The following is a 26927-nucleotide window of genomic DNA, read 5'->3' on the forward strand; positions in this document are numbered from 1 at the left end:
CGCAAACCGACTTCAAGCGAAACACAGGTTTATATTGCATCCGGACGCTTGCTTCTTCGGCAGATCTGCAATAATCAAACGCCGTATTTATTAGCCGTTAAGTAAGCCTCTATCTCAAAATGGTTCTTAGACAGCCTCTGAGGCAAAGGCATAGCGCCATGCTGGTCACATTTGAGTGCAAAGATGTTGAGAGTCGACGCTGCGTACACACGGTATCACCTAAATGGTAACCGCTCCCTTGAGTGGCAGCGAGGTTCAAGCGCGCGAGCTGTTTGAACGAGGCAAGCGTGGAGTCGGCTTTGATGGATTCGTCGAAGCGCACCACTGGCGGCCTCAAAGTTCTTTGCGGATGGCCTGCAATTCTTTCAGGCGCGCCTTATCGACGGTCGGATAACTCATCCCGAGTTCCTTCATGGTGTCGAGGATGATCTGGGAAACGATCAGCCGCGCATTCTTCTTGTCGTCGGCGGGAACGACATACCAGGGCGCGTGAGCGGTGCTGGTTGCGTTCAGACACGCCTCATACGCTTCCATGTAATCATCCCAGCGCTTGCGCTCGCGCACGTCCGCCAGGCTGAACTTCCAGTTCTTGTCCGGCTCATCGATTCGGTCCAGAAATCGTTCTCGTTGCTCTTCCTTCGACAGGTGGAGAAAGAATTTGATGATCCGGGTGCCGTTGCGGTGGAGATGCTCCTCGAAGTCCACGATGGACTGATAGCGCTCCTCCCAAATGGCCTGCTTGGAGATTAACCCTTCCGGCAGCCCCTGGCTGCGCAGTATTTCCGGATGCACGCGAACGACGAGCACTTCTTCGTAATAGGACCGATTGAAAATACCGATCCGTCCGCGTTCCGGTAGGCGGCAGGTGGTACGCCAAAGAAAATCGTGTTCCAGTTCTTCGGTGCTCGGTTGCTTAAAACTGAACACCTGGCAGCCCTGCGGATTGACGCCGGACATCACGTGCCGGATGGCCCCGTCCTTGCCGGCCGCGTCCATCGCCTGAAAGATGAGAAGGATCGCATAGCGGTTGGCGGCGTAGTGCTGGCGTTGCAGCTCGCTTAACTCCTGCGTGCCCGCATCGAGCCGTTTGTGGTAGTGTTTCTTCGACTTGAAGAATCGTTTCACCTGCGTCTGGCGCTCGCTGAGTTTGAACTCTTTTCCAGGCGACGCTTGGAAATCTTCTCGATCGATTTTCATAGTCATGATCTATTAGCTGATGTTACGCAGCGGCCTTCAGGCGTCTGAGCTCACTGAAGGCATGCGCTCTGCCTTCAACGGTCACTCAACCGGCCAAGTGTGTGGTCGAGGGAGCTCCTCAGTTTTTTGGCCGCACCAGCAATCGCCTGGCCTATCGACGCCGCCTCATCCGAAACCGCAATGGGTTGGTGACCCGCGAGGCGTGCTTCCATCATGCAACGCTTGTCATGGCTCCCGCCCTTATCGCTGTTCTCATCGCTGAGATGCACTTCGACGCGCGTAATGTGCTCCGCCAAGTGGCCGAGCGTGCATTCCACTGTGGCTTCGGCATGTTCGGCCAGTGCTTCGCGACCTGAGATGTTATGGTCTGTGTTGATTTGGATTTTCATATTCTGTTCTCTGTGTTCAACAACGGCAGGTCGCGGCGGCCCCCGTTTTCGTTGGCATTTGAGTGGACTGAACGACCACCAAATTACCGCCTTTGCCCGACACCAAGCCCCTAAATCATAAAGCGAAGTGTTTTCACGCCGTGGCTGTGGCGCATGGCACTGCCCGAGTTCATGTCGCCGTGAGAGGAGACCGTTTGACGCGGTTCGGTCAAGTCATCGCTCAACGCATCGGTGATGGTACGCGGCACATCCGGCGCCAGCTCAATTTTATCGAGCGCGTCGCGGTTGCCCTCAAAAACATGCCAATGATCGCTCGCGGTTCTCTGAACTCTATGCCGAACGAACCCCGTCCTCAGTGCGCTAGCGAACTAAGAAGGTGCCCGTGCCATTTGTCGCCGGTGGACGGTCAGGGCGCAGCGGCTACTCGCCGATGAGGTCCGTTCAGTCATCCCAGATCACCGCGTCATGCTTCGTCGCCGAACACGGCGATGCTGGCATCGGTCGTGGTTTCAAGTGTGATCAGCAGGCGGCTCTCCTAATTCTGCTTCCGTTGTGGTTGGTCCGGACCAACGACACCGGCGCCGCGACGGATCATCTGTGGAGTGAGCCGCCCAAGATGAGGAGCCGCTTTCCACGCCGCGCTCCTGGCGCATGCAGTCCGGCGCGCTGCATTCGTTCAGCGGAGCCATTGACAACACCTTGCTGGAGGCCTTGGACTTCGGTCTACTCAGCCCGCCCCACCTGCCGACCTGGTTCGCGGTGGAGGTGGCCCGCGGCTTGCCGCGCCTGGCCGGACACGACAAGGCCTGAGCCATGGCCCGCCCGCGTCGCCCCGACCCGGCACAAGATGCCCGTGATGCCGGACTTGCCCTGCTGCGGGAGAAGGCGGTGCTGTTTCCCTTGCTCTGGAATGTCGCCGGCGATTTCCTCATCAACGCCTGGCTGATCGACATGGGTGTGGGTACGCCGCCCGCGCTGGGCCTGTTGCACGATGTCGCCTTGGCCGCGCGCGCAAACTCGCCACGCTGCGCGGCCCCGGCCAGCCGGATATCGGAATGCCTGCTGGAGCGCTTTACGCTCAATGGTCGGGGCGGCACCGTATTGCAACCTGGGGTGGACTGCCTGAGCCGCCTTGCCCAGCGCGGCGAATTCCCCCGGCAGGGGTCCCTTGCTATTGATTACGGATGGCGAGTGCGAAGACGCGGTGGAGATTGCCTTCGACCGCGCCTTTTTGCTGCCGGAGGGCCGGCGCCTGCCGTTCGTGCCCAAGGGGGAGGTGTTTGCCGTGAAATGAAAGGCATGACTCCAGGCGCGGGCCGGTGATCATCACCCTCGAACGAGCGGTTCTCACGCCAAGGCGCCAAGCTAGCCAAGGTCTGTCAAAATGCTATCGGCGTTCGGCGACTCACCCGCAGGGTGATGCCGATGCTGCGCACATCTTTTTGTTTCTTCGTGGCGTCTTGGCGCCTTGGCGTGAGCAACTGCCGGATTTAGGATCACCGACCGCGGTCTCCCGGTGTATGTCTTCTTGACCATTGAGCCCGTAGGGCGGAGCGCGCAGCGGTTCCGCCATCTTCGGCCTCGGCGTCGGCGCCATGGCGGATCGCCCTGGGGGCATCCGCCCGACGGCCCTGAGCTGGACTGTTCGACCCCGTTGGGGCCGGTCTGCAACTAGGACTTGCCCCCACGCTTGTGGGAGAATCGGGCTTCGCAGTCTGTCAACTGAAATCCACGCGGGTGTCGGAGTCCTATGACCGTCAGCAAGAAGACCCTGAGCGAAGACGACATCAGCGTCAAATTCATCGCTCCGGCCCTGCTCCTGGCCGGTTGGGACGAGCTCACCCAGATCCGCCGCCAGATCTATTTCACCAAGGGCCGGATCATCGTGCGCGGCAAGCTGGTCACCCGCGGCCAGGGCAAGCGCGCCGACTACATCCTCTACTACGGCGGCATCCCGATCGCGGTGATCGAGGTCAAGGACAATAACCACCCCGTGGCCGCCGGGATGCAACAGGCGCTCGACTACGCCCTGACGCTCGATGTGCCCTTTGTCTTCGCGACCAACGGCGATGCCTTCGTCTTCCATGACCGCACCGGCCGCAGTGCCCAGCTTGAGACCCGGCTCGCCCTGAACGCCTTCCCCAGCCCCGCCACACTCTGGGCGCAATACTGCACCTGGAAGGGGCTGGCCCCCGCCCAGCAAGCCATCGTCCTGCAACCCTACTTTGACGACGGCAGCGGTAAGGAGCCGCGTTACTACCAGCGCACCGCCATCAACCTGACGGTCGAGGCCATCGCCCAGGGCCAGGAGCGCATCCTGCTGGTGATGGCCACCGGCACCGGCAAGACCTACACCGCCTTCCAGATTATCTGGCGGCTATGGAAGGCCGGGCGCAAGCAGCGCATCCTGTTTCTGGCCGACCGCAACGTGCTGATCGACCAGACCATGGTCAACGACTTTCGACCCTTCGGGCCGGTCATGGCAAAACTCAGCACCGATGCCAAGACCATCGAGCGCGCGGATGGGACGCGCACCCGGCTACCCATCGCGGTGGATAAACACCGGCGCATCGACACCGCCTACGAGGTCTATCTGGGCCTCTACCAGGCCCTCACCGGCCCCGAGGAGCGGCAGAAGCTCTTCCGGGAATTCTCCCCCGGCTTCTTCGACCTCATCGTCATCGACGAGTGCCATCGGGGCAGCGCCGCCGAGGATTCCGCCTGGCGCGAGATCCTCGACTACTTCAGCAGCGCCACCCAGATCGGCCTCACCGCCACCCCCAAGGAGACCGAGTACGTCTCAAACATCAGCTACTTCGGTGAGCCGCTCTTCAGCTACTCACTCAAGCAAGGCATCCGTGACGGCTTTCTGGCCCCTTATAAGGTCATCAAGGTCCACCTGGATGTCGATGTGGAGGGGTATCGCCCGCGGCCCGATGAGACCGATCTCAACGGCCATGCGATCGAAGACCGTCACTACAACCAAAAGGACTTCGACCGCACGCTGGTCATCGACGAGCGCACCCGGCGCGTCGCCAAGTGGGTCTCGGACTATTTGAAGCAAAGCGGCGACCGCTTCCAGAAGACCATCGTCTTCTGCGTCGATACCGAGCACGCCGCCCGCATGCGTCAGGCCCTGATCAATGAGAATGCGGACCTGGCCGTGCAGAACAGCCGCTATGTCATGCGCATCACCGGCAACGATCCCGACGGTCAGGCCCAGCTCGACAACTTCATCGACCCGGAGTCCATCTATCCGGTGATTGTCACCACCTCGCGCCTGCTCTCCACCGGGGTGGATGCCCAGACCTGCCGCCTGATCGTACTGGATCGGGAGGTCGGCTCCATGACCGAGTTCAAACAGATCCTCGGGCGCGGCGCGCGGGTGCATGAGGACAGCAAGAAATACTATTTCACCCTGGTCGATTTCCGCAAGGCGACCAATCACTTTGCGGACCCCGACTTCGACGGCGAGCCGGTGCAGATCTACGAGCCCGGCGAGGACGATCCGCCCCTACCGCCGGATGATGTGCCGCCGGTGGACGAGGGCGAGGACCCCATTCCCCCGCAGCCCGGCGAGGACGAGACGGTGGTGGACAACCCGCAGCCACCGGATATCACCCTGCCGCCCGGAGTCGCCGAACCGCCCGCCAAGTATTACATCCAGGGCCGACCGGTCACGGTCCTGGCCGAGCGCGTGGAGTATCTGGACGAAGACGGTCAACTCGTCACCGAGAGCCTGCGCGACTATTCGCGGCGCGCCATCCGCGGCCAGTATGCGAGTCTCGACCAATTCCTGCGCCGCTGGCGCTCCACGCAGCGCAAGGAGGTCATCATCGCTGAACTGGCCGCGGAAGGGCTGTTGCTCGACCCCTTGATGGACGAGGTGGGCCGCGAGCTGGACCCCTTCGACCTGATCTGTCACATCGCCTTCGACCAGCCCCCGCTCACCCGCCGCGAGCGCGCCGGCAAGCTCAAACAGGGCAGCGTGTTCACCAAGTACGGCCCCCAGGCCCGCGCCGTGCTGGAGGCGCTGCTGGCCAAGTACCAGGATGAAGGGATCGTCGGCGGGCTCGACAACGTTCGCGTACTGGAGATCCCCCCCTTCAGCGCGATGGGCACACCGTTGCAACTCGTCAAGCAATTCGGCAACAAGGCCGGCTTTGAGCAAGCCGTCCATGAACTACAGGCCGCGCTCTATGCGGATGTGGCATGAAGAAAGAGTCTCACGCCAGGGCGCAAAGAGGTCTCACGCCAAGGCGTAAAGAAAGTCTCACGCCAAGGCGCCAAGACGCCAAGAAAGAAAGAAGGAAAGAAGGAATCGAATGAAAATGCACCCACGAAAGCTGTTATCGCTCAGATCATTGGTGATCGCCCGTGTTAACAAGGCAGGCATTTGCATTCTTGGCGCCTGGGCTTCTGGAAAGCGTTTATGAGCGGGTGCTCGCTTACGAGTTGGAGCGACGTGGATGTTTCGTGCAGACACAGGTAGGCATGCCGATCATTTATGAGGAGATGGTTTTTGAGGAGGGCTTCCGTGCGGACCTGATCGCCGGCCGGCGCGTGATTGTCGAAATAAAATCGGTCGAGCACCTGCTGCCAGTTCACAGCAAGCAACTGCTGACCTACTTGCGAATATCCGGCCTACGGGTTGGCCTGCTGGTCAACTTCGGGGAAGCGCTCATGAAAACTGGCATCCATCGGATCATCAACAATCGCGCGGGTTAGGAGGAAGATGGTCTCACGCCAAGCAGCCAATAAGCCAAGACCCAGATAAAGAGAAGATATGTGGACTTACATCGGGAAATTGCTCACGCCAAGACGCCAAGGCGCCAAGAAATACAATAGGCTAGACCCACTGTCCGGATTGCCCGCCGGGTGATGATTCCAGCGCGGATAACGCACTGAAAAACCTTGGCGTCTTGGCGTCTTGGCGTGAGACTCTTAATTTGACCCAGTGACACACTCTATGTCAGCAAGAACGACCGTTAAATCCATTCAGGACATCATGCGCCAGGATGTCGGCGTCGATGGCGACGCCCAGCGCCTCTCCCAGCTCTGCTGGATGTTCTTTCTCAAGATCATCGACGACCAGGACCAGGAACTGGAGATGATGCGCGACGACTACCGCTCGCCCATCCCCGAGCGCCTGCAATGGCGCGCCTGGGCGGCCGACCCGGAGGGGCGCACCGGCGATGCGCTGCTCGGCTTTATCAACGACGACCTCTTTCCCTCACTCAAGGGACTCCCCGCGCTAGGCGCCTATGCCAACCGCGCCCGGGTGGTGCGGGCGGTCTTCGAGGACGCCTACAACTATATGAAGTCGGGCCAACTCCTGCGCCAGGTGGTCAACAAGATCAGTGGCGTGGACTTCAACGACCTGTTCGAGCGTAAGCATTTCGGCGACATCTACGAGCAGTTGCTCAACGACCTGCAAAGCGCCGGCAATGCCGGTGAGTATTACACCCCCCGTGCCGTCACCGGCTTCGTCGTCGGCCGTATCGACCCCCGGCCGGGCGAGATTCTCTATGATCCCGCCTGCGGCACCGGCGGCTTTCTGACCTGCGCCATTCGCCATATGCGTGAGCACTATGTGAAGCGACCCGAGGACGAGCAGGCACTGCAAGCCGGGTTGCGCGCCATGGAGAAGAAGCAACTGCCGCACATGCTCTGCGTCACCAACCTGCTGCTGCACGGTATCGAGGACCCGAGCTTCGTGCGCCACGACAACACATTGGCCCGGCCCTATATCAGCTATGGTAAGGACGACCGGGTTGACATCATCGTCTCCAATTCCCCCTTCGGCGGTAAAGAGGAGGACGGCATCGAGTCCAACTTCCCGGCCCAGTTCCGCACCAAAGAGACCGCGGACCTCTTCCTTGCATTATTCATCCGGCTACTCAAGCCGGGCGGTCGCGCCGGCATCGTCCTGCCCGACGGCAGCCTGTTCGGCGAGGGGGTCAAGACCAGGCTGAAAGAGCACCTGCTTGAAGAATGCAACCTGCACACCATCGTGCGCCTGCCCAACAGCGTCTTCAAACCCTACGCCAGCATCGGCACCAATCTGCTCTTCTTCGAGAAGGGTGAGCCGACGCGGGAGGTCTGGTTCTATGAGCACCCGATCCCCGCCGGTCAGAAGGCCTATTCCATGACGCGCCCCATCAGGGTGGAGCACTTCCAGGGCTGTGTGGACTGGTGGGGCGGCGCCGAGCGGATCGGCCGGCAGGAGACCGAGCAGGCCTGGCGGGTAGACATCGACGCGATCAAGGCGCGCGGTTATAACCTGGACTGCAAAAACCCGCATACCGTGGCCGACGACCACGGCGACCCGGAGGAACTGCTGGCCAAGCTGGAGCAGGATGAACAAAGGGCCGCCGGGCTGCGCGATCAGTTGAAGGGCATATTGGCCGAGGCGTTGTTGCGATGAGCCCGTACCGGCCGCCGCTGACCATCACGCCGGAGATCCTGGCGTTGGTGGAGCAGATCGGCGAGACACTCGGGCGTTGGTCCGTGACCGCAGAGCCCGACTTGCCTCTGCATCTGCGGCGAGACAATCGCATCCGCACCATCCACGCCTCCTTGGCCATCGAGAACAACAGCCTGAGTCTTGAACAGGTGTCAGCAATATTGGACGGCAAGCGGGTATTGGGCCTGCCGCGTGAGATCCAGGAGGTGAGAAACGCCTTCGCGGCCTTCGACCATCTGCCCGGCTGGAGCCCGACCTCGCTCGATGATCTCCTGGCTGCACACGCCATCTTGATGGGCGGGCTCATGGATGACGCCGGGCGCTTTCGGACCGGTGGTGTAGGTATCTATCGCGGCGAGACGCTGATCCACATGGCCCCACCCGCCAGCCGGGTCGCAACCTTGATGCAGGACCTGCTGGCCTGGCTTGCGCGTGGCGAACTGCATCCATTGGTCGCCAGTTGCGTGTTTCATTATGAGTTCGAGTTCATCCACCCCTTCGCGGACGGAAACGGGCGCCTGGGGCGTTTTTGGCAAACCCGGATATTGAGTGCATGGCGACCGATTCTGGCTTTCCTTCCGGTGGAGACCGTCGTCCACGACCGGCAGGATGACTATTACCAGTCCTTGGCCGAGGCCGATCAGTGCGCCGAGTCCACGCCCTTCGTGGCCTTCATGCTGCAAGCCCTGCTCACGGCCATGGCGCAAGCCGTCGTTGCCGATCTGCCGACCGATCAAGTCACCGATCAGGCCAGCGACCAGGCCAGCGACCAGGTTCGTCAATTGCTGGCGGTCTTCCGGGGCGATGAATCGCTCAAGACCAGCCAACTGCTGGAGCGGCTCGGCCTCCAGCACCGCCCGACCTTCAGAAAGAACTATCTCGGCCCCGCGCTGGCCGGCGGCTGGATCAGCATGACCCAGCCGGAGGCCCCCAGCAGCCCGACCCAGAAATATCGCCTGACGGCCTTGGGACTGAAGGTGTCCGGGGTGGTATGAAGATGTTTTTCACGCCAAGGCGCCAAGTACGCCAAGAAGACAAAGAAATGGGGGCGTGGGCAGGCACCCCACCGAGCTGTGCGCCAGGGTTGACGCGAGGGGCGTCTGGGATCATTGTTCGGTCAACAATACCCCCCACGCCTCTCAACGATGCGCACCAGGGGGGTTACTTTTTCGTCTCGGGTTGCAGGCATCGAACATCGTTGCGGCCACTGATCCATGCGGCACAAGGCTCCGCGACTCTGGGGGCGCCGCACCCCAGTGAGATTGGGCAAGTATTCGGCGGAGCGGTTTCCTGTAGCCCGGATGTAGCGCAGCGGAATCCAGGGTTCTGCGGTAACCAACTGATGTTTTAGGTATACGCGAGGCCGCACCCGGATTCCGCTGCGCTCCATCCGGGCTACGCCTATTCCATGACGCGCCCTATCCGGGCCAGGGCTGTGTCGACTGGTGGGGCGGCGCCGAGGGGGCCAACCGGCAGGAGACCGAGCAGGCTTGGCGGGTGGACATCGACGCGATCAAGGTGCGCGGCTACAACCTGGACTTCAAGAACCCGCATACCGTCGCCGACGACCATGGTGACCCTGAGGATCTGCAGGCCAAGCTGGAGCAGGATGAACAAGGGGCCGCGAGCCTGCGCGATCAGTTAAAGGCCATCCTGGCCGACGCGTTGCTGCGATAATCGTCCCACCCTGTCATCCAGTCGACCCAGCATGATCAATCCCGCCGTCCACCTGCCCCTCGCCGCTATCAGCCAGGTGTGCCAGACCCATCGGATCAAGACCCTGGCCCTGTTCGGTTCCGCCGTCCGTGAGGATTTCTGCGCCGACAGCGACGTGGATGTCCTGGTCGAGTTCTCCCCCGACGCTGCGCCCGATTTCGCCGAAGTCATCGCCATCCAAGAGGAACTGGAGCGGCTGATTGGACGCCCGGTGGACCTGCTGGAGCGCAAGTCCGTGGAGCACAGCCGTAATTACATTCGCCGCCGCGCCATCCTGGGCCAGATCGAGCCGATCTATGTGGCGTGACCAGGCTTACTTGTTGGACATGCAACTCGCGGCCGCGGATGCCCTGAGCTTCGCCGCCGGCCTGGATCAGGCAGGCTTCGAGGCCAGTAACCTGCACCAGAGCGCCATCCTGCGCAAACTGGAAATCATCGGCGAGGCCGCCGGCCAGGTGTCCAGGGAATTCCAAGCCGCCCACCAGGAAATCCCCTGGTCCGCCATAATCAGCCTGCGCAACCGCCTGATCCATGGCTATCGCGTCGTTCAACTCGACATCGTCTGGCGCGTCGTCTGCCAGGACCTCCCCGCCTTGATCGACGCGCTACGCCCACTGATCCCGGCCGAGGACGATCCGTGCAACCCATGAACCCGGCGCAATTGCTGAAACATTTCGACCGCATCGCCGAGGCGCCCGACGCCGTACCGCGGCTGCGGCGGTTTATTCTTGATCTGGCGGTGCGGGGGAAGTTGGTGGAGCAGAACCCCAGCGATGAGCCCGCGGCGGAATTATTTGCACGGATCCAGACGGAAAAAGCTAAGTTAGAGAAGAACACCAAATCTCGTGGAGTGGTCCTAAAGAAACCGGTGCCCCCAAGAATAGCGCCCTTCCAGATTCCGGTGTCTTGGGTATGGGTTACATTCGGGCAGGTCATGATTTCGCGTGACGGTGAGCGTGTTCCGGTATCGAAGGAAGAGCGAAATCAGCGTGAAAAGGTTTACGACTATTATGGGGCATCAGGTGCCATCGACAAAATTGACGGCTATTTGTTCGATAAACCACTTCTTCTGATCGGCGAAGATGGCGCAAATCTCATTAACCGATCAACTCCTATTGCCTTCATGGCTCGAGGCAAGTACTGGGTAAATAACCACGCTCATGTGCTTGACGGAATTTCGGAACAGTTTCTGAAATTTGTCGAACTTTACATAAATTCGATTGATTTGAAGTCGTATGTCACTGGCACCGCTCAGCCGAAGATGAATCAATCGAAGATGAACGGTATCCTCATTGCGCTTCCGCCAGAAGCCGAACAAAAACGCATCGTCGCCAAGGTCGATGAGTTGATGGCGCTGTGTGATCAACTGGAGGCGGCGCAGAGCAAGCGGGAGCAGCGGCGCGACCGGCTCGTGACGGCGAGCCTGCGCCAGTTGCAGGATGAAGAAGGTCTCGCGCCAAGGCGCCAAGACGCCAAGGAAGAAAAGCAAGAAAGTCTCACGCCAAGGCGCCAAGCTCGCCAAGGAAATTGCTTGTCTTCCTTGGCGAGCTTGGCGCCTTGGCGTGAGCCTGTCTTCCTTCAAGATATCCCGCGCCTCACCACCCGACCCGAGCACATCAAGGCCCTGCGCCAGACTATCCTCAGCCTTGCCGTGCGCGGCCATTTGGTCGCCCAAGATTCCAACGATGAACCAGCAACCGACTTACTCAAGCAGATTCAGGCAGAGAAAGCGCAATTGCTGAAAGTCGGCGGGCGAAAACAGGAAACTGGGTTACCTGTGGTGGATCTGAAAAAGGCCCCCTTTAATCTCCCAACAGGTTGGGCGTGGGCGAGGTTTTCTGAGCTTGGGACTTTCGGCCGAGGAAAGTCGAAGCATCGGCCAAGGAATGACGCGATGCTATATGACGGCGGAACGCATTTGTTTATTCAGACTGGCGATGTTGCTCGCTCGCAGGGCGTGATTCGAACCTATACGAAAAAATACAATGAGGCAGGTCTGGCGCAAAGTATGAAATGGCCTGCTGGAACACTCTGCATCACCATTGCCGCCAATATCGCCGATAGCGGGATACTGAGCTTTGACGCATGCTTTCCGGACAGTGTTGTCGGATTCATTCCCGCTTCTATGTTCCAGAGTGCGCGCTATTTTGAGTATTTTGTGCGGACTACGAAAGAGAATCTACTAGCGTTTGCTCCGGCCACGGCCCAAAAGAATATCAATCTCGAAATCCTGAATGCCGTCCTAATTCCTCTCCCGCCTCTTTCCGAACAACACCGCATCGTCGCCAAAGTCGATGAGCTGATGGCCATCTGCGATCAATTGGAAGCCAACCTCACCACCACCCAAGCCGACAGCCGCCGCCTGCTTGAGGCCGTGCTGCGCGATGCGCTGGCATGAGCATCCATTCCATATTCATTTCTTACCTTGGCGTCTTGGCGTCTTGGCGTGAGCAACTTCCGGATTTAGGATCAAGGGCGTAGCCGGTGAGCCAGAGGTCGCGTAGCCGCTCCACATAGAGTGCCCGGGCGACCAGATTGGGGACCTTGAGCGCGAGCTTGCCGAGTGGCCCCTGACCGGCCAGGGTCATGACCCCGAAATAATAGAGCAGCGAGGCCATGAAGGGCTGGTCCTTGACCGCTCCCAGCATGTCTTCCACCCCGAAGCGCCGCGCCAGTTCGGGAATGACCACCTGGGCGTCGCCGCTCATGGCCGCGATCAGCAGGTCCTCGCCATGGGGCAGGCGTGCAATGTAGGCCAGCTTGTGACGGTCCATCGCCAGGTTCTCATCCAGCAGTTGGTGCGGATACCGACCCTGTTGGCTTAGCGTTTTCAGAAAATAGAGACTCAGGGTCGGATTGTAGAGGCGCTGCGTGGCGTCCTCGCTGAAGCGATAGCCATTGTAAAAGATCCGCATGGTCTCGCGCGCCTCGGCGCCGGACCAGGTGGCGCCGGCCGTGGTCAGTTCGGCCAGTACGGTGGCGATCTCGGTCTCGGTGAATCCGCACAGGTCGTTGAATGACGCATCCAGATAGATGTTCTCTCCGACATTGTAGCCGCTGGTCAGGTCGCTCAGGACCACGGGTGAGACGCCGGTGATGAACGCCCGGTCCAGTCCCATGCCCCCCGCCGCCGCCTTCACCGCCTTGAAGACGGTCTTCAGCAGGCCCTCGCCGTATAAGAGCGATTCGTAGTGTCCCTGGCCCTGGCCGGCCATCAGTACCTCATTTGCGAAGTTGTCGTATTCGTCGATGAGTAGATAGAGCCGATGGGGGGTGGCGCGGATCGCGGCCAGTACCGATTCCAGCGAGGAGACGGCGTTGTCCTGGCAGATGGCGATCGGGCGGGTCCAATAGGCCGCATAATCGGCCACGAAATTGGTCATACGGTCATTGAGATGCCGATGCAGTGCGGCCTCGATCTCGCGTACCTCCCCCTGGGCTTTGACCAGGGAGAAGTCCCACTTCATGACGAAAAACTGGTTATGCAGCGGTGTGGGGTCTCGCCCGATGGCCAGCCCGCCAAACAGTGCAGCGAAGTGCTCGGCGCGGTTGATGTCGTAATAATGTTCCAGCATCGACAGGAGCAGGCTCTTGCCGAAACGCCGCGGCCTTAGAAAGATGAGCTGACGGCCTCTGTCCTCCAGCAGCGGGAGCCGATCGGTACGATCTTGATACCAATAGCCCGCCTGGATGAGCGTGCCGAAATCGCTCAGGCCGTAGGGAAACTTCATGGCTTGAACAGTAAGGGCACCACATCTTCAAATCGCGTGGCGAAGTGGATCAGGAGCCCCTTGCGGACATGCTCCGGGACCTCTTCGAACTCGCCGCGGTTATCCTCCGGCAGGATGATCTCCTTGATCCCGGCGCGGCGGGCGGCGATGAGTTTTTCGCGCACGCCGCCGATGGGGAAGACCTCGCCGGTGAGGGTGATCTCGCCGGTCATCGCGATCCGCCGTACCGGCTGGTTGCGGGCCAGCGACAGGAGTGCGGAGGCCATGGTGATGCCGGCGGAGGGGCCGTCCTTGGGGGTGGCCCCGGCGGGGACGTGCAGGTGGATGAAGGCCTTGTCGAAATAGGTGGACTCGGCGCCGAAGTCGCGGGCGTGGCTGGTGACATAGGTGTAGGCGATCTCGGCGGACTCCTTCATCACGTCGCCCAACTGGCCGGTCAGCTTGAAGCCGCGGGCCTGCTCGTGGGCGCGCACCGCCTCGATGGGTAGCGTCGTCCCGCCCATGGTGGTCCAGGCGAGCCCGGTCACCACCCCGGGGCCGGAGAGTCGGCGCTCGTCGCGGAACACCGCGCTGCCCAGGTAGCCCTTCAGGTCTTCGGTGCCGATGGTGATGGGCAGCGTGGCCCCTTCCAGCATCTTTACCGCGACCTTACGCACGATTTTGGCGAGTTGTTTCTCCAGCCGGCGCACACCCGCATCGCGGGCGTAGCCGTCGATCAGTTCGCGCAGCGTGGTGGTGTCCAGTTTGATCCCGCCCTTGGGCAACCCGGCGCGGTCAATCTGGCGGGGCAGCAGGTATTTCTTCGCGATCTGGAGCTTCTCCTCGGCGATGTAGCCGGCGAGCGTGATCAGCTCCATGCGATCCAGCAGTGGCCCGGGGATGCTGTCGGTGGTGTTGGCGGTGCAGACGAACAGGACCTTGGACAGGTCGAAGCGCAGGTCCAGGTAATGGTCCAGGAAGTCCGAATTCTGCTCCGGGTCCAGGACCTCCAGCAGGGCCGAGGCGGGGTCGCCGTGGTAGGAGGCGCCGATCTTGTCGATCTCATCGAGCATGATCACCGGATTGGCCGTGCCGGCGTCCTTGATGGCCTGGAGGAACTTACCCGGCATGGCGCCGATATAGGTGCGGCGGTGGCCTTTGATCTCGGCCTCGTCGCGAATGCCGCCCACCGAGAAGCGGTAGAAGCGCCGGCCCAGTGCATCGGCGATCGAGTGCCCGATGGAGGTCTTGCCGACCCCTGGCGGGCCCACCAGCAGGATGATGGAGCCGGCGATCTCGCCCTTGTGGATGCCCACCGCCAGGAACTCCAGGATGCGCTCCTTCACGTCCTTGAGTCCGTAGTGGTCCCGGTCCAGTACCCGGCGGGCGCGTTTGAGGTCCAGCTTGTCCGGGGAGTGCTGACCCCAGGGCAGCAGCGTGATCCAATCCAGATAGTTGCGGGTCACCGAGTACTCGGGCGAGCCGGTCTCCAGCATCCCCATCTTCTCCATCTCCTCGTCCACCCGCTTCTGCGCCTGGGCCGACAGCGTGAGCTTGGTGAGGCGTTCCTTGAACTTGTCCAGTTCAGCGGTGCGGTCGTCCTTGGCGATCCCCAGTTCCTTTTGGATGGCCTTGAGCTGCTCCTTCAGCATGAACTCGCGTTGTTGCGTCTGCATCCGCTCCTCGACCGAGCGGCGGATCTTTTGCTGCGCCTTGGCCAGTTCCAGCTCGTTGTTGAGCAGCACCAAGACCTTTTCCATGCGCGGCAGTAGTTGCACCTCCTCCAGCACCTCCTGCAACTGTTCGCGCTTGGAGGTGGTGAGGCTGGCGGCGAAGTCTGAGAGATGGGAGGGGTCGTCCGGGCCGAAGCGGTCCAGGAACATGCGCAGCTCTTCCACATACAGCGGGTTGAGCGGCAGCAGCTCCTTGATGGTGTTGATCACCGCCATGGCATAGGCGCGGACCTGGTCGTCCGGCGCACCGGCCGGCTCCGGCAGATAGGAGACGCGGGCATTGAAGGGGACCGTGTCGTGGACCCAGCCCTCGATGTGAAAGCGCTGCAGGCACTCGACGAGGACCTGGAGGTGCCCCTCCTGACGGTGGACCCGGTGGACCCGGCAGGCGGTGCCGACCGGGTAGAAGTCGGCGCTGGTCGCCTCCTCGGAGGTCTCGCTCCTGACCAGGACTACGCCCAGAATCTTGTGATCGGTCTCACCCACCGCGTGCAGCGTCGGCGACCAGTGCTCGGCGGCCATCATCAGCGGTACCGCCTGGCCCGGGAAGAAGGGCCGGGAGGCGACCGGCAGCAGATGGATCTGGCCGGGCAGCATGTCGTTGGCCCGCGCCAACGCGATGCCGCTGTCCTGCGTGTCCGGCGTGTCTTCGTCCGCCAACTCCACCGTCCCCATCTCCGTCTCTGTCATTCAGTCGCTCCCGGGCTAATACCCTGTTGTTGTATGCATTGCGGGCCGTCGCGTGGCGGCTCAGTCCGGCGCCCGGTAATTGGCGAGTCGGATGAAGCCCGCCACGTCCAGGTTCTCCGCCCGCAGCACTGGATCGATCCCGGTCGCGGCGAAGGCCGCGGCGTCGGCGAACCCGGCCAGGCTGTTGCGCAGGGTCTTGCGTCGCTGGGAGAAGGCCGCGGCCACCAGGCGGGCGTGGTGGGCCGGGTCGTCCGGCCGATGCGGCAGGGGTCGCCGCGGGCGCAGGCGCAGGAAGGCCGATTCTACCTTGGGGGCCGGGGTGAAGGCCCCAGGGCCGATGCGAAACAGCGTCTCCGCCTCGCACCAGGTCTGCACCATGACCGACAGCCGGCCATAGACCTTGCTCCCGGGGTCCGCGCTAATGCGCTCGGCCACCTCCCGTTGCAACATCAGGTGCAGGTCCAGTAGGCAGTCGGCCTGCTCCAGGAAGCGGAACAGCAGCGGGGTGGAGAGGTTGTAGGGCAGGTTGCCGACGATGCGCAGCGATGCGGGTACGGTGGCCAGCGAGCACAGATCGAAGCGCAGGGCATCCGCGCTGTGGATGCGTAAATCGCCCAGGCCCTGCAGGCGCTCCCGCAAGGGCTCGATCAGGTCGCGATCCAGTTCAATGGCGTCCAGGGACCCTGCCAGTTCCAGCAGTCCCCGGGTGATGGCCCCTTGGCCCGGGCCAATTTCTACCAGACGTTCCCCGGGGCGCGGACGGACGGCATCCAGGATGCGCCGGATGGTCACGGGGTCGTGCAGGAAGTTTTGACCGAAACGTTTGCGTGGTTGATGCATAGTCGCCAGTGTGGCCTAACCGGCGGCAGGATTCGAGCCCTATCCGATGCGGTGAGTGAAATTTTTACCGCGTCTGTAACCGGGTTTGAGTGCTGCTCAATAGACCCAGGGGACGAACTTCTTCACCCGGGCCGCGTAAGCCGGGTAATCGGGGTGACGCTCGGTCAACCACAGCTCCTCCTTGCCGGCCTTGTAGTCGAAGAACAGTCCGCCGACGACTAGCAGGGCCAGGTGGCTGAGGCTCAGGGTGTAGCAGATCCAGCCCAGGGCGGAGAACAACAGCGCGCTGTAGAGGGGGTGGCGCACGATGGCGTAGACCCCGTCGGTGACCAGTTGGCTGTGGTCCACCGGATAGGGCAGCGGGGTGATGTAGGGCTTTAGCGCGTGCGATCCGAGCCCGCCGAAGGCCAGCGCGATCAGTGCGGAGACCGCCAGCACCGCCCAGCGCGGCACCGCGGTCGCATCAAGCAGGTCCGGCGTGAGCCAGGGGTTCCAGCGGGGCAAGAGGGCGAAGGCGAGGAACAGGACGAACTGGGCGACGACCAGCAGTTCACCGCGGCGGCCGTGCCAGGCGGCGGCCGGCTCGTTGCGGTTGCTGGGGGTTTGATCGGGGGGCATGGCGGCTCCTTAGGTAAGATTGCCCGGTGGCACCCCAAGATGCGGTCGAAGCGCCGGGAGGCAAGGCCGTTAGGCCATTGCTCACGCCAAGGCGCCAAGACGCCAAGCAAAACAACGCAGTTCCTGCGCGGGCGAGTCACCCGCGCGGTGCCTGAGCAATGCGGTTAACGCATCAACCTAAATCCGGCTCACGCCAAGGCGCCAAGACGCCAAGAAGAAACAACGAGATGTGCGCAGCATCGGCATCACCCTGCGGGTGAGTCGCCGAACGCCAATTGCGTCTTGAAAAACCTTGGCGAGCTTGGCGTCTTGGCGCCTTGGCGTGAGAACTGCTTTTTCTTAGGTTCCAGGGTCAGCCGCCCGGCCGCAGCACCAGGAGCGTTGCGGTCTGCGGTTGCGACGGCCCATTCCAGGGCCAGGGGTGGCCGCGGCCATTGCGCCAATCCGCGAGCTGGTCGGTGCGATAGGGCGAGAGCCAATGTCCGGACTGGCCGAGCGGCAGGGTACCCCGGGTCAGCCGCCAGTCCGCCGGGGTTTGGACCACCCGCATGGACGGGACGACGAAGGCCTGCCGCGGATCGCCGAGTGAGGGCTTCGCTACATCGATCGTATCCGCGGCACCGCCGATCCCGATGGGCCCCACGTCGAACAGCCGCCCGAGCAGCGGCAGGCGGTGAAAGGCATGTGGAAAGGTCAGGGTGCGCAGCCGGTCCAGCCGCTGGTCCGCGGGGCGCGGCAGGGTCGAGTCGAGTTCGGCGGCGGCCGCGCGCAGGGCGCGTCCCCAGACTTGGGCGGGCGACTCGGGCTCCGGGGTGGTCACGTCGTCCCAGAAGCTGGACTCACCCGTGAGCAGGGTCTCCTGCAATGAGTTATACGAGATGGTGGCCAGGGACATCAGCGGCTCCAGGTCCTCGCCCAATTCGTCCCCATAGATGGCCCGCCACAGGGCCGGTTCCAGCAGGGCGTAGAGTGCGGCCGCGCGGCTGGACCCCTCCATGACGCAGTCCCAGGGGAGCAGGTCGCGCTCGGCGATGGCCCAGGCCGCCGGGTCCGCGGCGCGTAGTTCGGGTTCGATTCGGCGCAATGCCCGCTGCGTCAGCCGCGCCTGGATGCTGAGTCGATCGGACTGGATGGCGGCCATGCCGGCGGGGTCGATTGGCCCGGCCTGCGCCAGCCGCTCATTGATGCGTTGGGCGCGGTAGGGTGCCAGCCAGGAATGGCTGACGTTCACGCCGTAGTCCAGCGGGATGGTGCGGTTGTTGGCGGTGACGATCGTCCCATCCGGGGGATCGGTCAGGGTCGGGTTGCGGTCCTGGGGTACCTGCGCATCCCAACCATAGCCCGCCACCCAGCCGGGGGCGGGGAAGGTCCCGGCGCCCCGGCCGCGGTGTGGCAGCCGTCCGGTTACCTGCCAGGCGATGCCGCCGTCGCGATGGGCCAGCATCAGGTTCTGAGAGACGGCGTAGAAGTTGAGCCCCGCGGCGCGCGCCGCCGTCAGGGTGGATGCCCGGGCGAGCGCCCAGAGCGCCGGGAGGCTGCGATCCGGCGGCTCGGTCACCTGGCTCAGGGCGATCAGGTAGGGGCTCGCCAGCGCCGGAAACCAGTCCTGTTCAGCCCGCCGCGGGCCGGGTCCGGGTGCCAGCAGGTCATTGAGGATGACCCCATGGCTGGTGCTGCGCACGGCGAGCTCCACCGCTGGCGCGCCCTTCACCTCGATGCGTTGCACCCGGGTGCGGATGGCCTCCGGCGCCCCGTCGGCCCGCTCGACGTGCTCGCCGTCCGCGGTGGGCCGTTCCAGAAACAGGTCCTGGTTATCGGCGATGCTGCTGGTCAGGCCCCAGGCCAGGTCCGCATTGTGGCCGATCAGGACCAGCGGCACCCCGGGCAGCGCCAGACCGGCCTCGTGCAGGTCCGGCCCGATCAGCTCTAACTCGTACCAGGTTCCTGGCACCGACGGCGGCAGATGGGGGTCGTTGGCGAGCAGGGCCGCGCCGTCCTTGGTGCGCGCCCCGCTGACCACCCAGGCGTTGCTGGCCGGTGTCGGGACCGGCAGGCCGAAGCGCGCGGGCAGGTCCAGGAGGGCGGCCAGTGCCGCGGCCGTCGTGCCGGTGCCGGTCAGGGGCCGCTCCGGCAGTTCGGGCGGCACCGGCGGGGCCGGCACGCCCTCGTCGGTCGGGAAGAGTTCCCGCGCCCGTTCCTTGCCGAGGCGCTGCGCCATCCGCAGATAGGTGAGCTCCTCCTTGAGGTTGAACGACTGCGTAAACGCCATATAGGCGCCGACCAACAGGCTGTCCTCCGGCCGCCAGGGTTCCGGCGCAAACCCGGCGACTCGATATTCAAGCGGCAGCCGGCCCGCCGCCTGGGCGCGATAGGTATTCACCCCGTCCGCGTAGGCGGTCAGCAGTGCGCGCTCGGGTGCCGTCAGCTCCGCCAATGCGCGCCGCGCCGCGGTGTTGAGCCCCAGGGTGCGGAACAGCCGATCGGCGTCCAGTGCGTCCGGCCCGAAGACCTCCGCCAGGCGCCCGTCCGCCAGCCGGCGCATCAGGTCCATCTGCCACATCCGCTCCCCGGCCACCACATAGCCCTGGGCGAACAGCAGGTCATGGGTGGAGTCCGCCTGGATGCTGGGCACCGCGTGGGGTCCGAAGCGCACCCGCACCGGTGCGGCGAGGCCGGGCAGCGCGATCTCGCCGGCATAGAGCGGCTGCGCGCGTTTGGCGATCCACCAGAGTGCGGCTGCGCACACGAGGGCCAGGGTTAGCAAGAGGGCGGCAGCGGCGATCAGGAGGCGTTTGACCATGATGAGACCCGTGGCGAGGAGCGGGTGCAGAGAGAAACACGCGCCACGCGGCTTGTCCAGTGGGTGGCGCGGCTCCGTGTGGTGGAGGCGATCGAGCTGCATCTGGAAGGGCTGGCCGAGGAGGGCCAGGACATCCCCCAGCCGCGCCCGCTCGCCGAGCGGCGCGCCGATCCCGACTTGGCCGGCGGCGTGTGGGCCATCGTCGCGGTGGATGTGTCGCGTTTCGAGGGTCGTGCCGAAAAGGTCAACATCACCCTACCCGGCCACCTGCTGGCCAAGATCGACCGCTACGCGAAGGCCCATGGCGCGACACGCTCGGGTTTTCTGGCGGAGGCAGCGCGGGCAGCGATGCGATAACGAAGCAACGCGACGTTGGCCATTTTCGATGGGCTTGATGGCCGTTCCCGCGACGACCGGTCACCCGAGCGCACGGTGGACTTTATGGGGCACAGAACCAACCCCCGTCCAGGGTCTCCTGCACAACCGCACGCGGCGAGCCGAAACATCGCGCAACGCCGATCGGGCGGTTGCGGCCAGTGACATGAGCGCGAGGGATCTAATGCGCGCCCCCCCCACGAAGCCCGAGTTTTGCTGCGACGGTGAGGGTGCGCTTTGTTCTTAGCCGGGTTAGGGCATTGTTTTGACACTGTAATTGAGCCTGGCCCCTTTAGCTCCTTTAGCTTAAACTCCACGGGCACCTCAGCAAGGCTAAGTGAAAGGGCATGGAAATGCATCGAGTCGCCACGCATAACAGAATGATTTACATTGAGAACTTGCTTAAGTCAGTGCCATTCGAGCCTGGTCCCTTTTCCCTAGCAGGCTGTCGGACTTAGTGATGCAACCGATTGAATGCAAAGAGTTTCCTCTTTTGCGCCAAAAAGTCGTTTTCCTGTTTAATCAATCGGTTACGCCATCAAGTCCGACAGGCTGCTAGGCTTTCATTCATAGCCGAGCCAATTGGGTAAACTGTCACCGGAACTGAGCTCCAGAGCGGGAGGCGGGGCAAATGGAATTGCCAATCTGACGAAGAAATCGTTGTCCGTCCCCGTTTTTCCGTTGTCCGTCCCCGTTTTTCCGATGAAGCTCCACGCGGTCTCGCCGTCGGCGGCTTGGGCGAGGAGTGCGATGTCGGACTCTGCATGGAGCAGTGCGGCGAGCCCTTGTCGGACCATCGCCTGGCCCTCGGCGAGGATGAGGTTTATCGACACGGGCCGGACTCCCGGCCGAGTGCGGCCGTGCGACGCAGCGGGGCCGTGGCGATGGCGATGGCGACGCGATCCGGGGAGCGGACGCGCAGGGGCGCCCAGGCGGCGGGGGTTTCGAACCAGTCAAAATCCATCGAACGTGTCCCTAAGTCGAGGTGGTGCGGCTGACTCTGCTCAGTGCCGAACGGTTTGCCGCTAACCTGTTCGGCCTGAGTATGGTAAGTCAGCTTCCGCTCGCGTTATAGAGAATTTATGTTTGCTTTTCTTAGCACTTGCCGAGGCCGATGCCGCGGCGGGGGGCGAGCCTTGTGTCCCCTCGCACCGGGCGCTATTTTAGAAGCCCGTACCGCCGCAGAAGTTGAGAAACGATGACCATCCGCACATTCGACACCATCGTCATCGGCACCGGCCCGGGCGGGGAAGGGGCGGCCATGAAGCTCGCCAAGGCCGGGCAGCAGGTGGCCGTGGTGGAGGCGCACACCGCGGTCGGCGGCGGCTGTACCCACTGGGGCACCATCCCGAGCAAGGCCCTGCGCCACTCCATCCAGACCCTGGCGGACTACCGGCGCAACCCGATCTTCCAGCACACGCGCGATCAGATCGAGGTGGAGTTTCCGGACCTGCTGCGCGCCGCCGACGGGGTGATCAACGCCCAGGTGAGCACCCGCTACCGCTACTACCAGCGCAACCGGGTGAAGGTGATCTTCGGGCGTGCCCGCTTCCTGGCACCGGATCGCATCGCGGTAAGCCGCCCGGGCGGCACCGACGAGGAGCTCACGGCCCGGCATTTCGTCATCGCCACCGGTTCGCGCCCCTACCACCCTCCGGAGATGGATTTCAACCACCCGCGGGTGCGCGACAGCGACTCGATCCTGGCGCTGCGGCACACCCCGCGGTCTCTGACCATCTACGGCGCCGGGGTGATCGGGTGCGAGTACGCCTCGATCATGAGCTACCTGGACGTGAAGGTGAACCTGGTCAACACCCGCGACCGGCTGCTCTCCTTCCTGGATGACGAGATCACCGATGCACTGAGCTATCACCTGCGCCACAGCGGGGTGGTGATTCGCAACGACGAGACCGCCGAGCGGGTCGAGGCGGGGGATGATGGGGTGGTGCTGCACTGCCACTCCGGCAAGAAGTTCAAGACCGACGTCCTGCTGTGGGCCAACGGCCGCACCGGCAACACCCGCGACCTGGGGCTGGAGGCGATCGGCATTACCCCCAACAAGCGCGGTCAATTGGAGGTCAACGCGAGCTATCAGACCGCGCTGCCGCACGTCTACGCGGTGGGCGACGTGGTGGGACCGCCGGCCCTGGCCAGCGCCAGTTATGACCAGGGGCGCTTTGTCGGCGCCCATATCACGGATGGCGCCTGCGACTGGTCACTGATCGAGGAGTTTCCCACCGGCATCTACACGGTGCCTGAGATCAGCTCCATCGGGCGCACCGAGCGCGAGCTCACCGCCGCCCAGGTGCCCTACGAGGTCGCCGAGGCGGGCTTCAAGTCGCTGGCCCGCGCCCAGATTACCGGCCACACCGTGGGGATGCTCAAGATCCTGTTCCACCGCGAGACCCTGGCGATCCTGGGCATCCACTGCTTCGGCGAGCAGGCGGCGGAGATCGTCCACATCGGTCAGGCGATCATGTCCCAGCCGGGCGCCGCCAACAGCATCCGCTACTTTACCGAGACCACCTTCAACTATCCGACCATGGCGGAGGCCTATCGGGTGGCGGCGCTCAACGGGCTGAACCGGCTGTTTTAGTGGGTCGCGGCGGCGGCTGCGCGGGCTCCCGCCGGCCCGTCGGACTGCCCCCGCACTTGACAGGGCCAGCCAACGCATTATGCTTCGACCCCGCAAGCGCCCACGGCGAGTGCGTCAAGAGACCGACCGGCCCGTCAAGCGCACCACTGCGGTGCGTCTGCCGAGCCACTGACATCAACCTTGAGGAAATCGAGATGACTGACCTGAACAAATCCACCCGCCGCCAGTTCCTGAAGGTTGGTGGTGCGGCCCTGGTTGCGCTCCCGATCATCGGCATGAGCGGTACCGCCACGGCTGCCACGAATGCAGCGGTGCGTGCCGCCCTGCAGTACCAGACCACCCCCAAGGACGGCAAGCAGTGCTCCACCTGCGCGAACTTCCAACCCGCGACCAAGGGTTGCACCCTCTACCCCGGCGATACCGAGATCGCCCCGGAAGGCTATTGCAGCGCCTGGGTCATCAAGAAGTAGTCCGATCCCATGGGGCGCCCGCGGGCGCTCCGGGACTCCCTGGACCCTCGGGTCCCCCTGGTTACCAAGCTCCGCTTGGTAACCACTCCCCCCAAGCCCCCCCCGCTTTCCCCGCACGCACTCGCATAAGCCCAATCTCCGCGTCCCGACGCGACTGTCGTTTCGCTCATGGCGGCGCCTTGTCCAGGGCCATCGCATTAAGATTTTCTAATGCACGCCCCGGCATCGGCTTGCCATCGCTCACCATGCCACGAAGCTCGGCATGAAGAGCAAGCGCCTGAAGACGCCTGGGGACGATCGCTATTTTGGGGCGCTTGCTCTTTCAGTCATCCGTCTCCAGTCCCGCTCCGTGCTATATCAGACGCGCCGAATATTAGCGATGGTTAATGCAATTGCCCTGGCGGCTCGGCCGTTTCCAGAAGGCTCGCGCCACGCCCGCTTGACAGGGCCAGCAAACCTATTATGCTGTCACTCCGCAAGCGCCGTTGGCGAGTGCGTCCGACCGAGAGTCAATAACGAAATCGATCGGCCCGAGCAACGCCCCGCCGTGGTGCGGCTCCGGACCATCAACAAAATTGCCTGAGGACATCCTGATGACCGATCTGAACAAGCCCTCCCGCCGCCAGTTTCTGAAGGTCGGCGGTGCCGCCCTGGTCGCGCTCCCGATCATCGCCATGAGCGGTAACGCCCTGGCTGCCAAGAATGAGTCGGTGCGTGCCGCCCTGCAGTACCAGACCAGCCCCAAGGACGGCAAGCAGTGCAGTACCTGTCAGAATTACCAGGCCGCGACCAAGGGCTGTACCCTCTACCCCGGCGATACCGAGATCGTCCCGACGGGGTATTGCTCCGGCTATATCGCCAAGAAGTAGTCCCGATCGTCGCGAGGGACGTCTAAAGGCGCCCCTTCCCCCTGGTTACCAAGCTCCGCTTGGTAACCGGTTCACCAGCTCCGCTTCGTAACCGGTCCCGCTTCCCGTTGTTCGACCTGCCCCGCGTGCGACGCGCAATCGCCGCGTCCCCCCGCGCACTGCCGCAACCTGACGACCTTCACCCGTGCCGAGACGGGACCCATGCCGATTCGCCCGTCATTGCTCATTACCCTGGCGCTGCTCTCCGGGCTGACGCCCTTTGCCATCGATCTGTATCTGCCGAGCCTCCCGGCCATCGCCCGCGACCTGGGCTCGAGCATCGAACTCGCCCAGCTCACGGTCACTGTCTATCTCGGGGTCTTTGCCCTGGCCCAATTGTTCCTGGGGCCGCTGTCCGACATGCTCGGCCGACGCCCGACCATCGGCAGCGGCCTGCTCCTGTTCTGCCTGGGGGCGCTGGGCTGCGCACTGGCTGGCCAGATGGGGACCCTGATCGGGGCGCGCGTCGTCCAGGCCTTGGGCGGGGCGGCCATCGCGGTGACGGTACCGGCCCTGGTCCGCGACCTCTTTGAGCGCGATCATTACGCCCGGGTGATCGGCCTGGTGATGCTCACCATGTCCCTGGCCCCCCTGCTGGCGCCCTCCATCGGCGGGTTGATCGTGACCCACGCCAGTTGGCATTGGGTCTTCATCGCGCTCTTGGGCATCGCGGTCCTGGCCAGCGCGCTCTTCTTCTGGCTGATCCCGGAGTCACTGCCGCCGGCCCGCCGTCACCCGCCGGAAGTGGGCCGGGTCCTGCGCAATTATTTCAAACTGCTGCGCCACGGGGTGGGCATGGGCTATCTGCTCACCGGGGCCTTTTCATTCGGCGGGATGATGACCTTTATCGTCGGCTCGCCCTATGTCTATATCATGCTCTATGGGGTGCCGACCGCCTGGTTCGGGGTCTTGTTTGGCGGCAACGTCGCGGCGGCCATGGTGATGACCTGGCTCAATACCCGTTTGGTCACGCGCCTGGGGATGGTGCGCCTGTTGCGTCTGGGTCTCTGGGTCCAGGTGGGTGCGGCACTCGCTCTGCTCGCGCTTGCCTTTATCGGCAAACCGCCCCTGTGGGCGATCGTGCTGGCTGCACTGCTGTATCTGGGGATGGCCGGGGTGGTGCTCGGTAACGCCATGGCCGGCTATATGGGTTATTTTGCGCCGATGGCCGGGACCGCCTCGGCCTTCTCGGGGGCGGCCCGCTTCGGCACCGGGGCGGTCATCGGCTCGCTGGTGAGCCTGGCCCATGACGGCACGGCGCGCCCCCTGTTGCTCGGGATGGCCCTGTGCGGGCTGCTGGCGGGCGCGAGCTATTGGCTCCTGTGTACAGCGCGGCCCGAACACGAATGAACCAAGAAGCAAGATGTCTCACGCCAAGGCGCCAAGCTCGCCAAGGCTTTTCAGCCCCTTATCGGTGATTCGCCCGATGGGTGAGCTGAACACTCGAGACATCGTCTTGTCTTTCTTGGCTAGCTTGGCGCCTTGGCGTGATAACTCTTTTCAGGCTCAACCGACCCAGCTACCGCGCCCCGCCGCTGGAGATACGGGTCAGCACCCAATCCATCGCCCGGTTGCTCAATACCCGCCGCAGTAGGCCGAACAGGTGGGTGGGGAAGGTCACGTAGTAGCGCGGCCGGGGTCGCGGGTGCTCCAGGGCGTGGATCACCTTCTTCAGCACGGCCTCCGGCGGCAGGGTGAAGGGCTGGGCGGCGCCTTCCTTGGTGAGTCGCGCCTCGGCCAGCCGGTAGGCCTCGCGGTGGACGCTATGCTCGGTGTCGATCCGCGCCTTGAACGCGCGGTGGGCGTTTTCCCTGAAGCGCGAGAGGATCGGCCCCGGTTCGATCAGACAGACCTGGATGCCGCTCCCGGCCAGCTCCAGGCGCAGGGTGTCGGTCAGCCCCTCCAGGGCGAACTTGCTGGCCACATAGGCACCGCGGTAGGGCAGCGGGATCAGACCCAGGAGTGAACTGTTCTGCACGATGCGCCCGTGCCCCTGACGGCGCATGATGGGGATCACTCGGCAGGTGAGGTCGTGCGTACCGAGCAGGTTGGTCTCCAACTGGGCGCGTAGCGCCGCCCGGGACAGGTCTTCCACCGCGCCGGGCAGACCGTAGGCGCCGTTGTTGAAGAGTGCGTCCAGGGTGCCGCCGGTGATGGTCAGGGTCGCCGCGACGGCTGCCGCGATCGAGTCCGGGTCGTCCAGGTCCAACTGCACCGCCGTGAGCCCTTCGGCCTGGAGCCGCGCCACGTCCGCCGTCTGGCGCGCCGCGGCGATGACCCGCCAGCCCCGCCGTGCGAGCCCTTGGGCGCAGGTGTAACCGATGCCGCTGGAGCAGCCGGTGATGAGCACTGAGCGGGCGGGGGCGCTGATCGTCATGGGGTCCTCGGTGGTTGGCGGGCACAAGCGCTGCATTTAGGC

General features: G+C 63.5%; 26 protein-coding genes. 15 read left to right on the forward strand and 11 right to left on the reverse strand.

Annotation, left to right across the window (positions count from 1 at the left end; translation table 11 throughout):
* Positions 1 to 333 precede the first annotated feature (333 nt).
* The 3 genes from QZX93_RS24170 to QZX93_RS24180 all read right to left on the reverse strand — a co-directional run bounded on the left by QZX93_RS24170 (position 334) and on the right by QZX93_RS24180 (position 1942).
* Positions 334 to 1197, reverse strand: coding sequence for an ADP-polyphosphate phosphotransferase (locus tag QZX93_RS24170; RefSeq protein ID WP_295391078.1), 864 nt, complete (start codon positions 1195 to 1197; stop codon positions 334 to 336).
* Positions 1198 to 1271: 74 nt separating this feature from the next.
* Positions 1272 to 1586 (reverse strand): HPF/RaiA family ribosome-associated protein, encoded by a 315-nt coding sequence (locus tag QZX93_RS24175; protein WP_295391076.1) that lies wholly within the window; start codon positions 1584 to 1586, stop codon positions 1272 to 1274.
* Between the two features lie 110 nt (positions 1587 to 1696).
* The gene (locus QZX93_RS24180; protein ID WP_295391085.1) at positions 1697 to 1942 is read right to left on the reverse strand and encodes a hypothetical protein; all 246 of its coding nucleotides are present in this window, start codon (positions 1940 to 1942) and stop codon (positions 1697 to 1699) included.
* Between the two features lie 295 nt (positions 1943 to 2237).
* Here QZX93_RS24180 and QZX93_RS24185 point away from each other — a divergent pair, with 295 nt between their 5' ends.
* The 10 genes from QZX93_RS24185 to QZX93_RS24230 all read left to right on the forward strand — a co-directional run bounded on the left by QZX93_RS24185 (position 2238) and on the right by QZX93_RS24230 (position 12166).
* Positions 2238 to 2396 carry a hypothetical protein gene (locus QZX93_RS24185; RefSeq protein ID WP_295391074.1) on the forward strand — a complete coding sequence of 53 codons (159 nt, stop codon included), beginning with the start codon at positions 2238 to 2240 and terminating at the stop codon, positions 2394 to 2396.
* Positions 2397 to 2754: 358 nt separating this feature from the next.
* On the forward strand, positions 2755 to 2880 hold the full coding sequence (locus QZX93_RS24190) for a hypothetical protein (protein ID WP_295391073.1): 126 nt from the start codon (positions 2755 to 2757) through the stop codon (positions 2878 to 2880).
* A 456-nt stretch (positions 2881 to 3336) separates the two neighbouring features.
* Positions 3337 to 5802: an EcoAI/FtnUII family type I restriction enzme subunit R gene (hsdR, locus tag QZX93_RS24195; protein WP_295391071.1), complete on the forward strand. Its 2466-nt coding sequence runs from the start codon at positions 3337 to 3339 to the stop codon at positions 5800 to 5802.
* 161 nt (positions 5803 to 5963) lie between these two features.
* A complete protein-coding gene (locus tag QZX93_RS24200) occupies positions 5964 to 6314 on the forward strand; it encodes a GxxExxY protein (RefSeq protein ID WP_295391070.1) in 351 nt (116 codons plus the stop codon).
* Positions 6315 to 6555: 241 nt separating this feature from the next.
* Entirely contained in the window at positions 6556 to 8013 is a 1458-nt protein-coding gene (locus tag QZX93_RS24205) for a class I SAM-dependent DNA methyltransferase (protein ID WP_295391068.1), read from the forward strand.
* Positions 8010 to 9047 carry a Fic family protein gene (locus tag QZX93_RS24210; protein ID WP_295391066.1) on the forward strand — a complete coding sequence of 346 codons (1038 nt, stop codon included), beginning with the start codon at positions 8010 to 8012 and terminating at the stop codon, positions 9045 to 9047. Before QZX93_RS24205 ends, QZX93_RS24210 begins: the two co-directional genes overlap by 4 nt.
* A 502-nt stretch (positions 9048 to 9549) precedes the next feature.
* Positions 9550 to 9729, forward strand: coding sequence for a hypothetical protein (locus QZX93_RS24215; RefSeq protein WP_295391064.1), 180 nt, complete (start codon positions 9550 to 9552; stop codon positions 9727 to 9729).
* Between the two features lie 31 nt (positions 9730 to 9760).
* Positions 9761 to 10075 carry a nucleotidyltransferase domain-containing protein gene (locus QZX93_RS24220; RefSeq protein WP_295391062.1) on the forward strand — a complete coding sequence of 105 codons (315 nt, stop codon included), beginning with the start codon at positions 9761 to 9763 and terminating at the stop codon, positions 10073 to 10075.
* Positions 10065 to 10418 (forward strand): HepT-like ribonuclease domain-containing protein, encoded by a 354-nt coding sequence (locus QZX93_RS24225; RefSeq protein ID WP_295391060.1) that lies wholly within the window; start codon positions 10065 to 10067, stop codon positions 10416 to 10418. Before QZX93_RS24220 ends, QZX93_RS24225 begins: the two co-directional genes overlap by 11 nt.
* Positions 10415 to 12166: a restriction endonuclease subunit S gene (locus QZX93_RS24230; protein WP_295394989.1), complete on the forward strand. Its 1752-nt coding sequence runs from the start codon at positions 10415 to 10417 to the stop codon at positions 12164 to 12166. Before QZX93_RS24225 ends, QZX93_RS24230 begins: the two co-directional genes overlap by 4 nt.
* Before the next feature lie 22 nt (positions 12167 to 12188).
* Here QZX93_RS24230 and QZX93_RS24235 read toward each other — a convergent pair whose 3' ends face one another.
* The 5 genes from QZX93_RS24235 to QZX93_RS24255 form a co-directional block, all read right to left on the reverse strand.
* Positions 12189 to 13499, reverse strand: coding sequence for an AAA family ATPase (locus QZX93_RS24235; protein ID WP_366761132.1), 1311 nt, complete (start codon positions 13497 to 13499; stop codon positions 12189 to 12191).
* On the reverse strand, positions 13496 to 15886 hold the full coding sequence (gene lon / locus QZX93_RS24240; RefSeq protein WP_366761150.1) for an endopeptidase La: 2391 nt from the start codon (positions 15884 to 15886) through the stop codon (positions 13496 to 13498). The genes QZX93_RS24235 and lon overlap by 4 nt, the downstream gene beginning before the upstream one ends.
* Before the next feature lie 75 nt (positions 15887 to 15961).
* Positions 15962 to 16741: a 16S rRNA (adenine(1518)-N(6)/adenine(1519)-N(6))-dimethyltransferase RsmA gene (gene rsmA, locus QZX93_RS24245; RefSeq protein ID WP_295391057.1), complete on the reverse strand. Its 780-nt coding sequence runs from the start codon at positions 16739 to 16741 to the stop codon at positions 15962 to 15964.
* 96 nt (positions 16742 to 16837) lie between these two features.
* Entirely contained in the window at positions 16838 to 17359 is a 522-nt protein-coding gene (locus QZX93_RS24250) for an isoprenylcysteine carboxylmethyltransferase family protein (RefSeq protein WP_295391055.1), read from the reverse strand.
* Positions 17360 to 17711: 352 nt separating this feature from the next.
* Positions 17712 to 20159, reverse strand: coding sequence for a penicillin acylase family protein (locus QZX93_RS24255; RefSeq protein ID WP_295391053.1), 2448 nt, complete (start codon positions 20157 to 20159; stop codon positions 17712 to 17714).
* Between the two features lie 24 nt (positions 20160 to 20183).
* Here QZX93_RS24255 and QZX93_RS24260 point away from each other — a divergent pair, with 24 nt between their 5' ends.
* On the forward strand, positions 20184 to 20516 hold the full coding sequence (locus QZX93_RS24260) for a type II toxin-antitoxin system HicB family antitoxin (RefSeq protein WP_295391051.1): 333 nt from the start codon (positions 20184 to 20186) through the stop codon (positions 20514 to 20516).
* 581 nt (positions 20517 to 21097) lie between these two features.
* Here QZX93_RS24260 and QZX93_RS24265 read toward each other — a convergent pair.
* Positions 21098 to 21367, reverse strand: coding sequence for a hypothetical protein (locus tag QZX93_RS24265; RefSeq protein ID WP_295391049.1), 270 nt, complete (start codon positions 21365 to 21367; stop codon positions 21098 to 21100).
* Positions 21358 to 21498 (reverse strand): hypothetical protein, encoded by a 141-nt coding sequence (locus QZX93_RS24270; RefSeq protein WP_295391047.1) that lies wholly within the window; start codon positions 21496 to 21498, stop codon positions 21358 to 21360. Before QZX93_RS24270 ends, QZX93_RS24265 begins: the two co-directional genes overlap by 10 nt.
* Before the next feature lie 234 nt (positions 21499 to 21732).
* On the opposite strand from QZX93_RS24270, the gene sthA reads away from it, so the two are divergent.
* From sthA to QZX93_RS24290, 4 genes are all read left to right on the forward strand, one after another.
* The gene (gene sthA / locus QZX93_RS24275) at positions 21733 to 23130 is read left to right on the forward strand and encodes a Si-specific NAD(P)(+) transhydrogenase (protein WP_295391045.1); all 1398 of its coding nucleotides are present in this window, start codon (positions 21733 to 21735) and stop codon (positions 23128 to 23130) included.
* Between the two features lie 194 nt (positions 23131 to 23324).
* Positions 23325 to 23600 (forward strand): high-potential iron-sulfur protein, encoded by a 276-nt coding sequence (locus QZX93_RS24280; protein WP_295391043.1) that lies wholly within the window; start codon positions 23325 to 23327, stop codon positions 23598 to 23600.
* A gap of 593 nt (positions 23601 to 24193) precedes the next feature.
* Positions 24194 to 24469 carry a twin-arginine translocation signal domain-containing protein gene (locus QZX93_RS24285; protein WP_295391041.1) on the forward strand — a complete coding sequence of 92 codons (276 nt, stop codon included), beginning with the start codon at positions 24194 to 24196 and terminating at the stop codon, positions 24467 to 24469.
* A 201-nt stretch (positions 24470 to 24670) separates the two neighbouring features.
* The gene (locus QZX93_RS24290; protein ID WP_295391039.1) at positions 24671 to 25858 is read left to right on the forward strand and encodes a Bcr/CflA family multidrug efflux MFS transporter; all 1188 of its coding nucleotides are present in this window, start codon (positions 24671 to 24673) and stop codon (positions 25856 to 25858) included.
* A gap of 169 nt (positions 25859 to 26027) precedes the next feature.
* Here the strand turns inward: QZX93_RS24290 and QZX93_RS24295 are convergent, their stop codons facing one another.
* On the reverse strand, positions 26028 to 26885 hold the full coding sequence (locus QZX93_RS24295; protein ID WP_295391038.1) for an SDR family oxidoreductase: 858 nt from the start codon (positions 26883 to 26885) through the stop codon (positions 26028 to 26030).
* Between the last annotated feature and the right edge of the window lie 42 nt (positions 26886 to 26927).

The sequence above is a fragment of the uncultured Thiodictyon sp. genome (assembly GCF_903946935.1).
Classification (GTDB): Bacteria; Pseudomonadota; Gammaproteobacteria; order Chromatiales; family Chromatiaceae; genus Thiodictyon.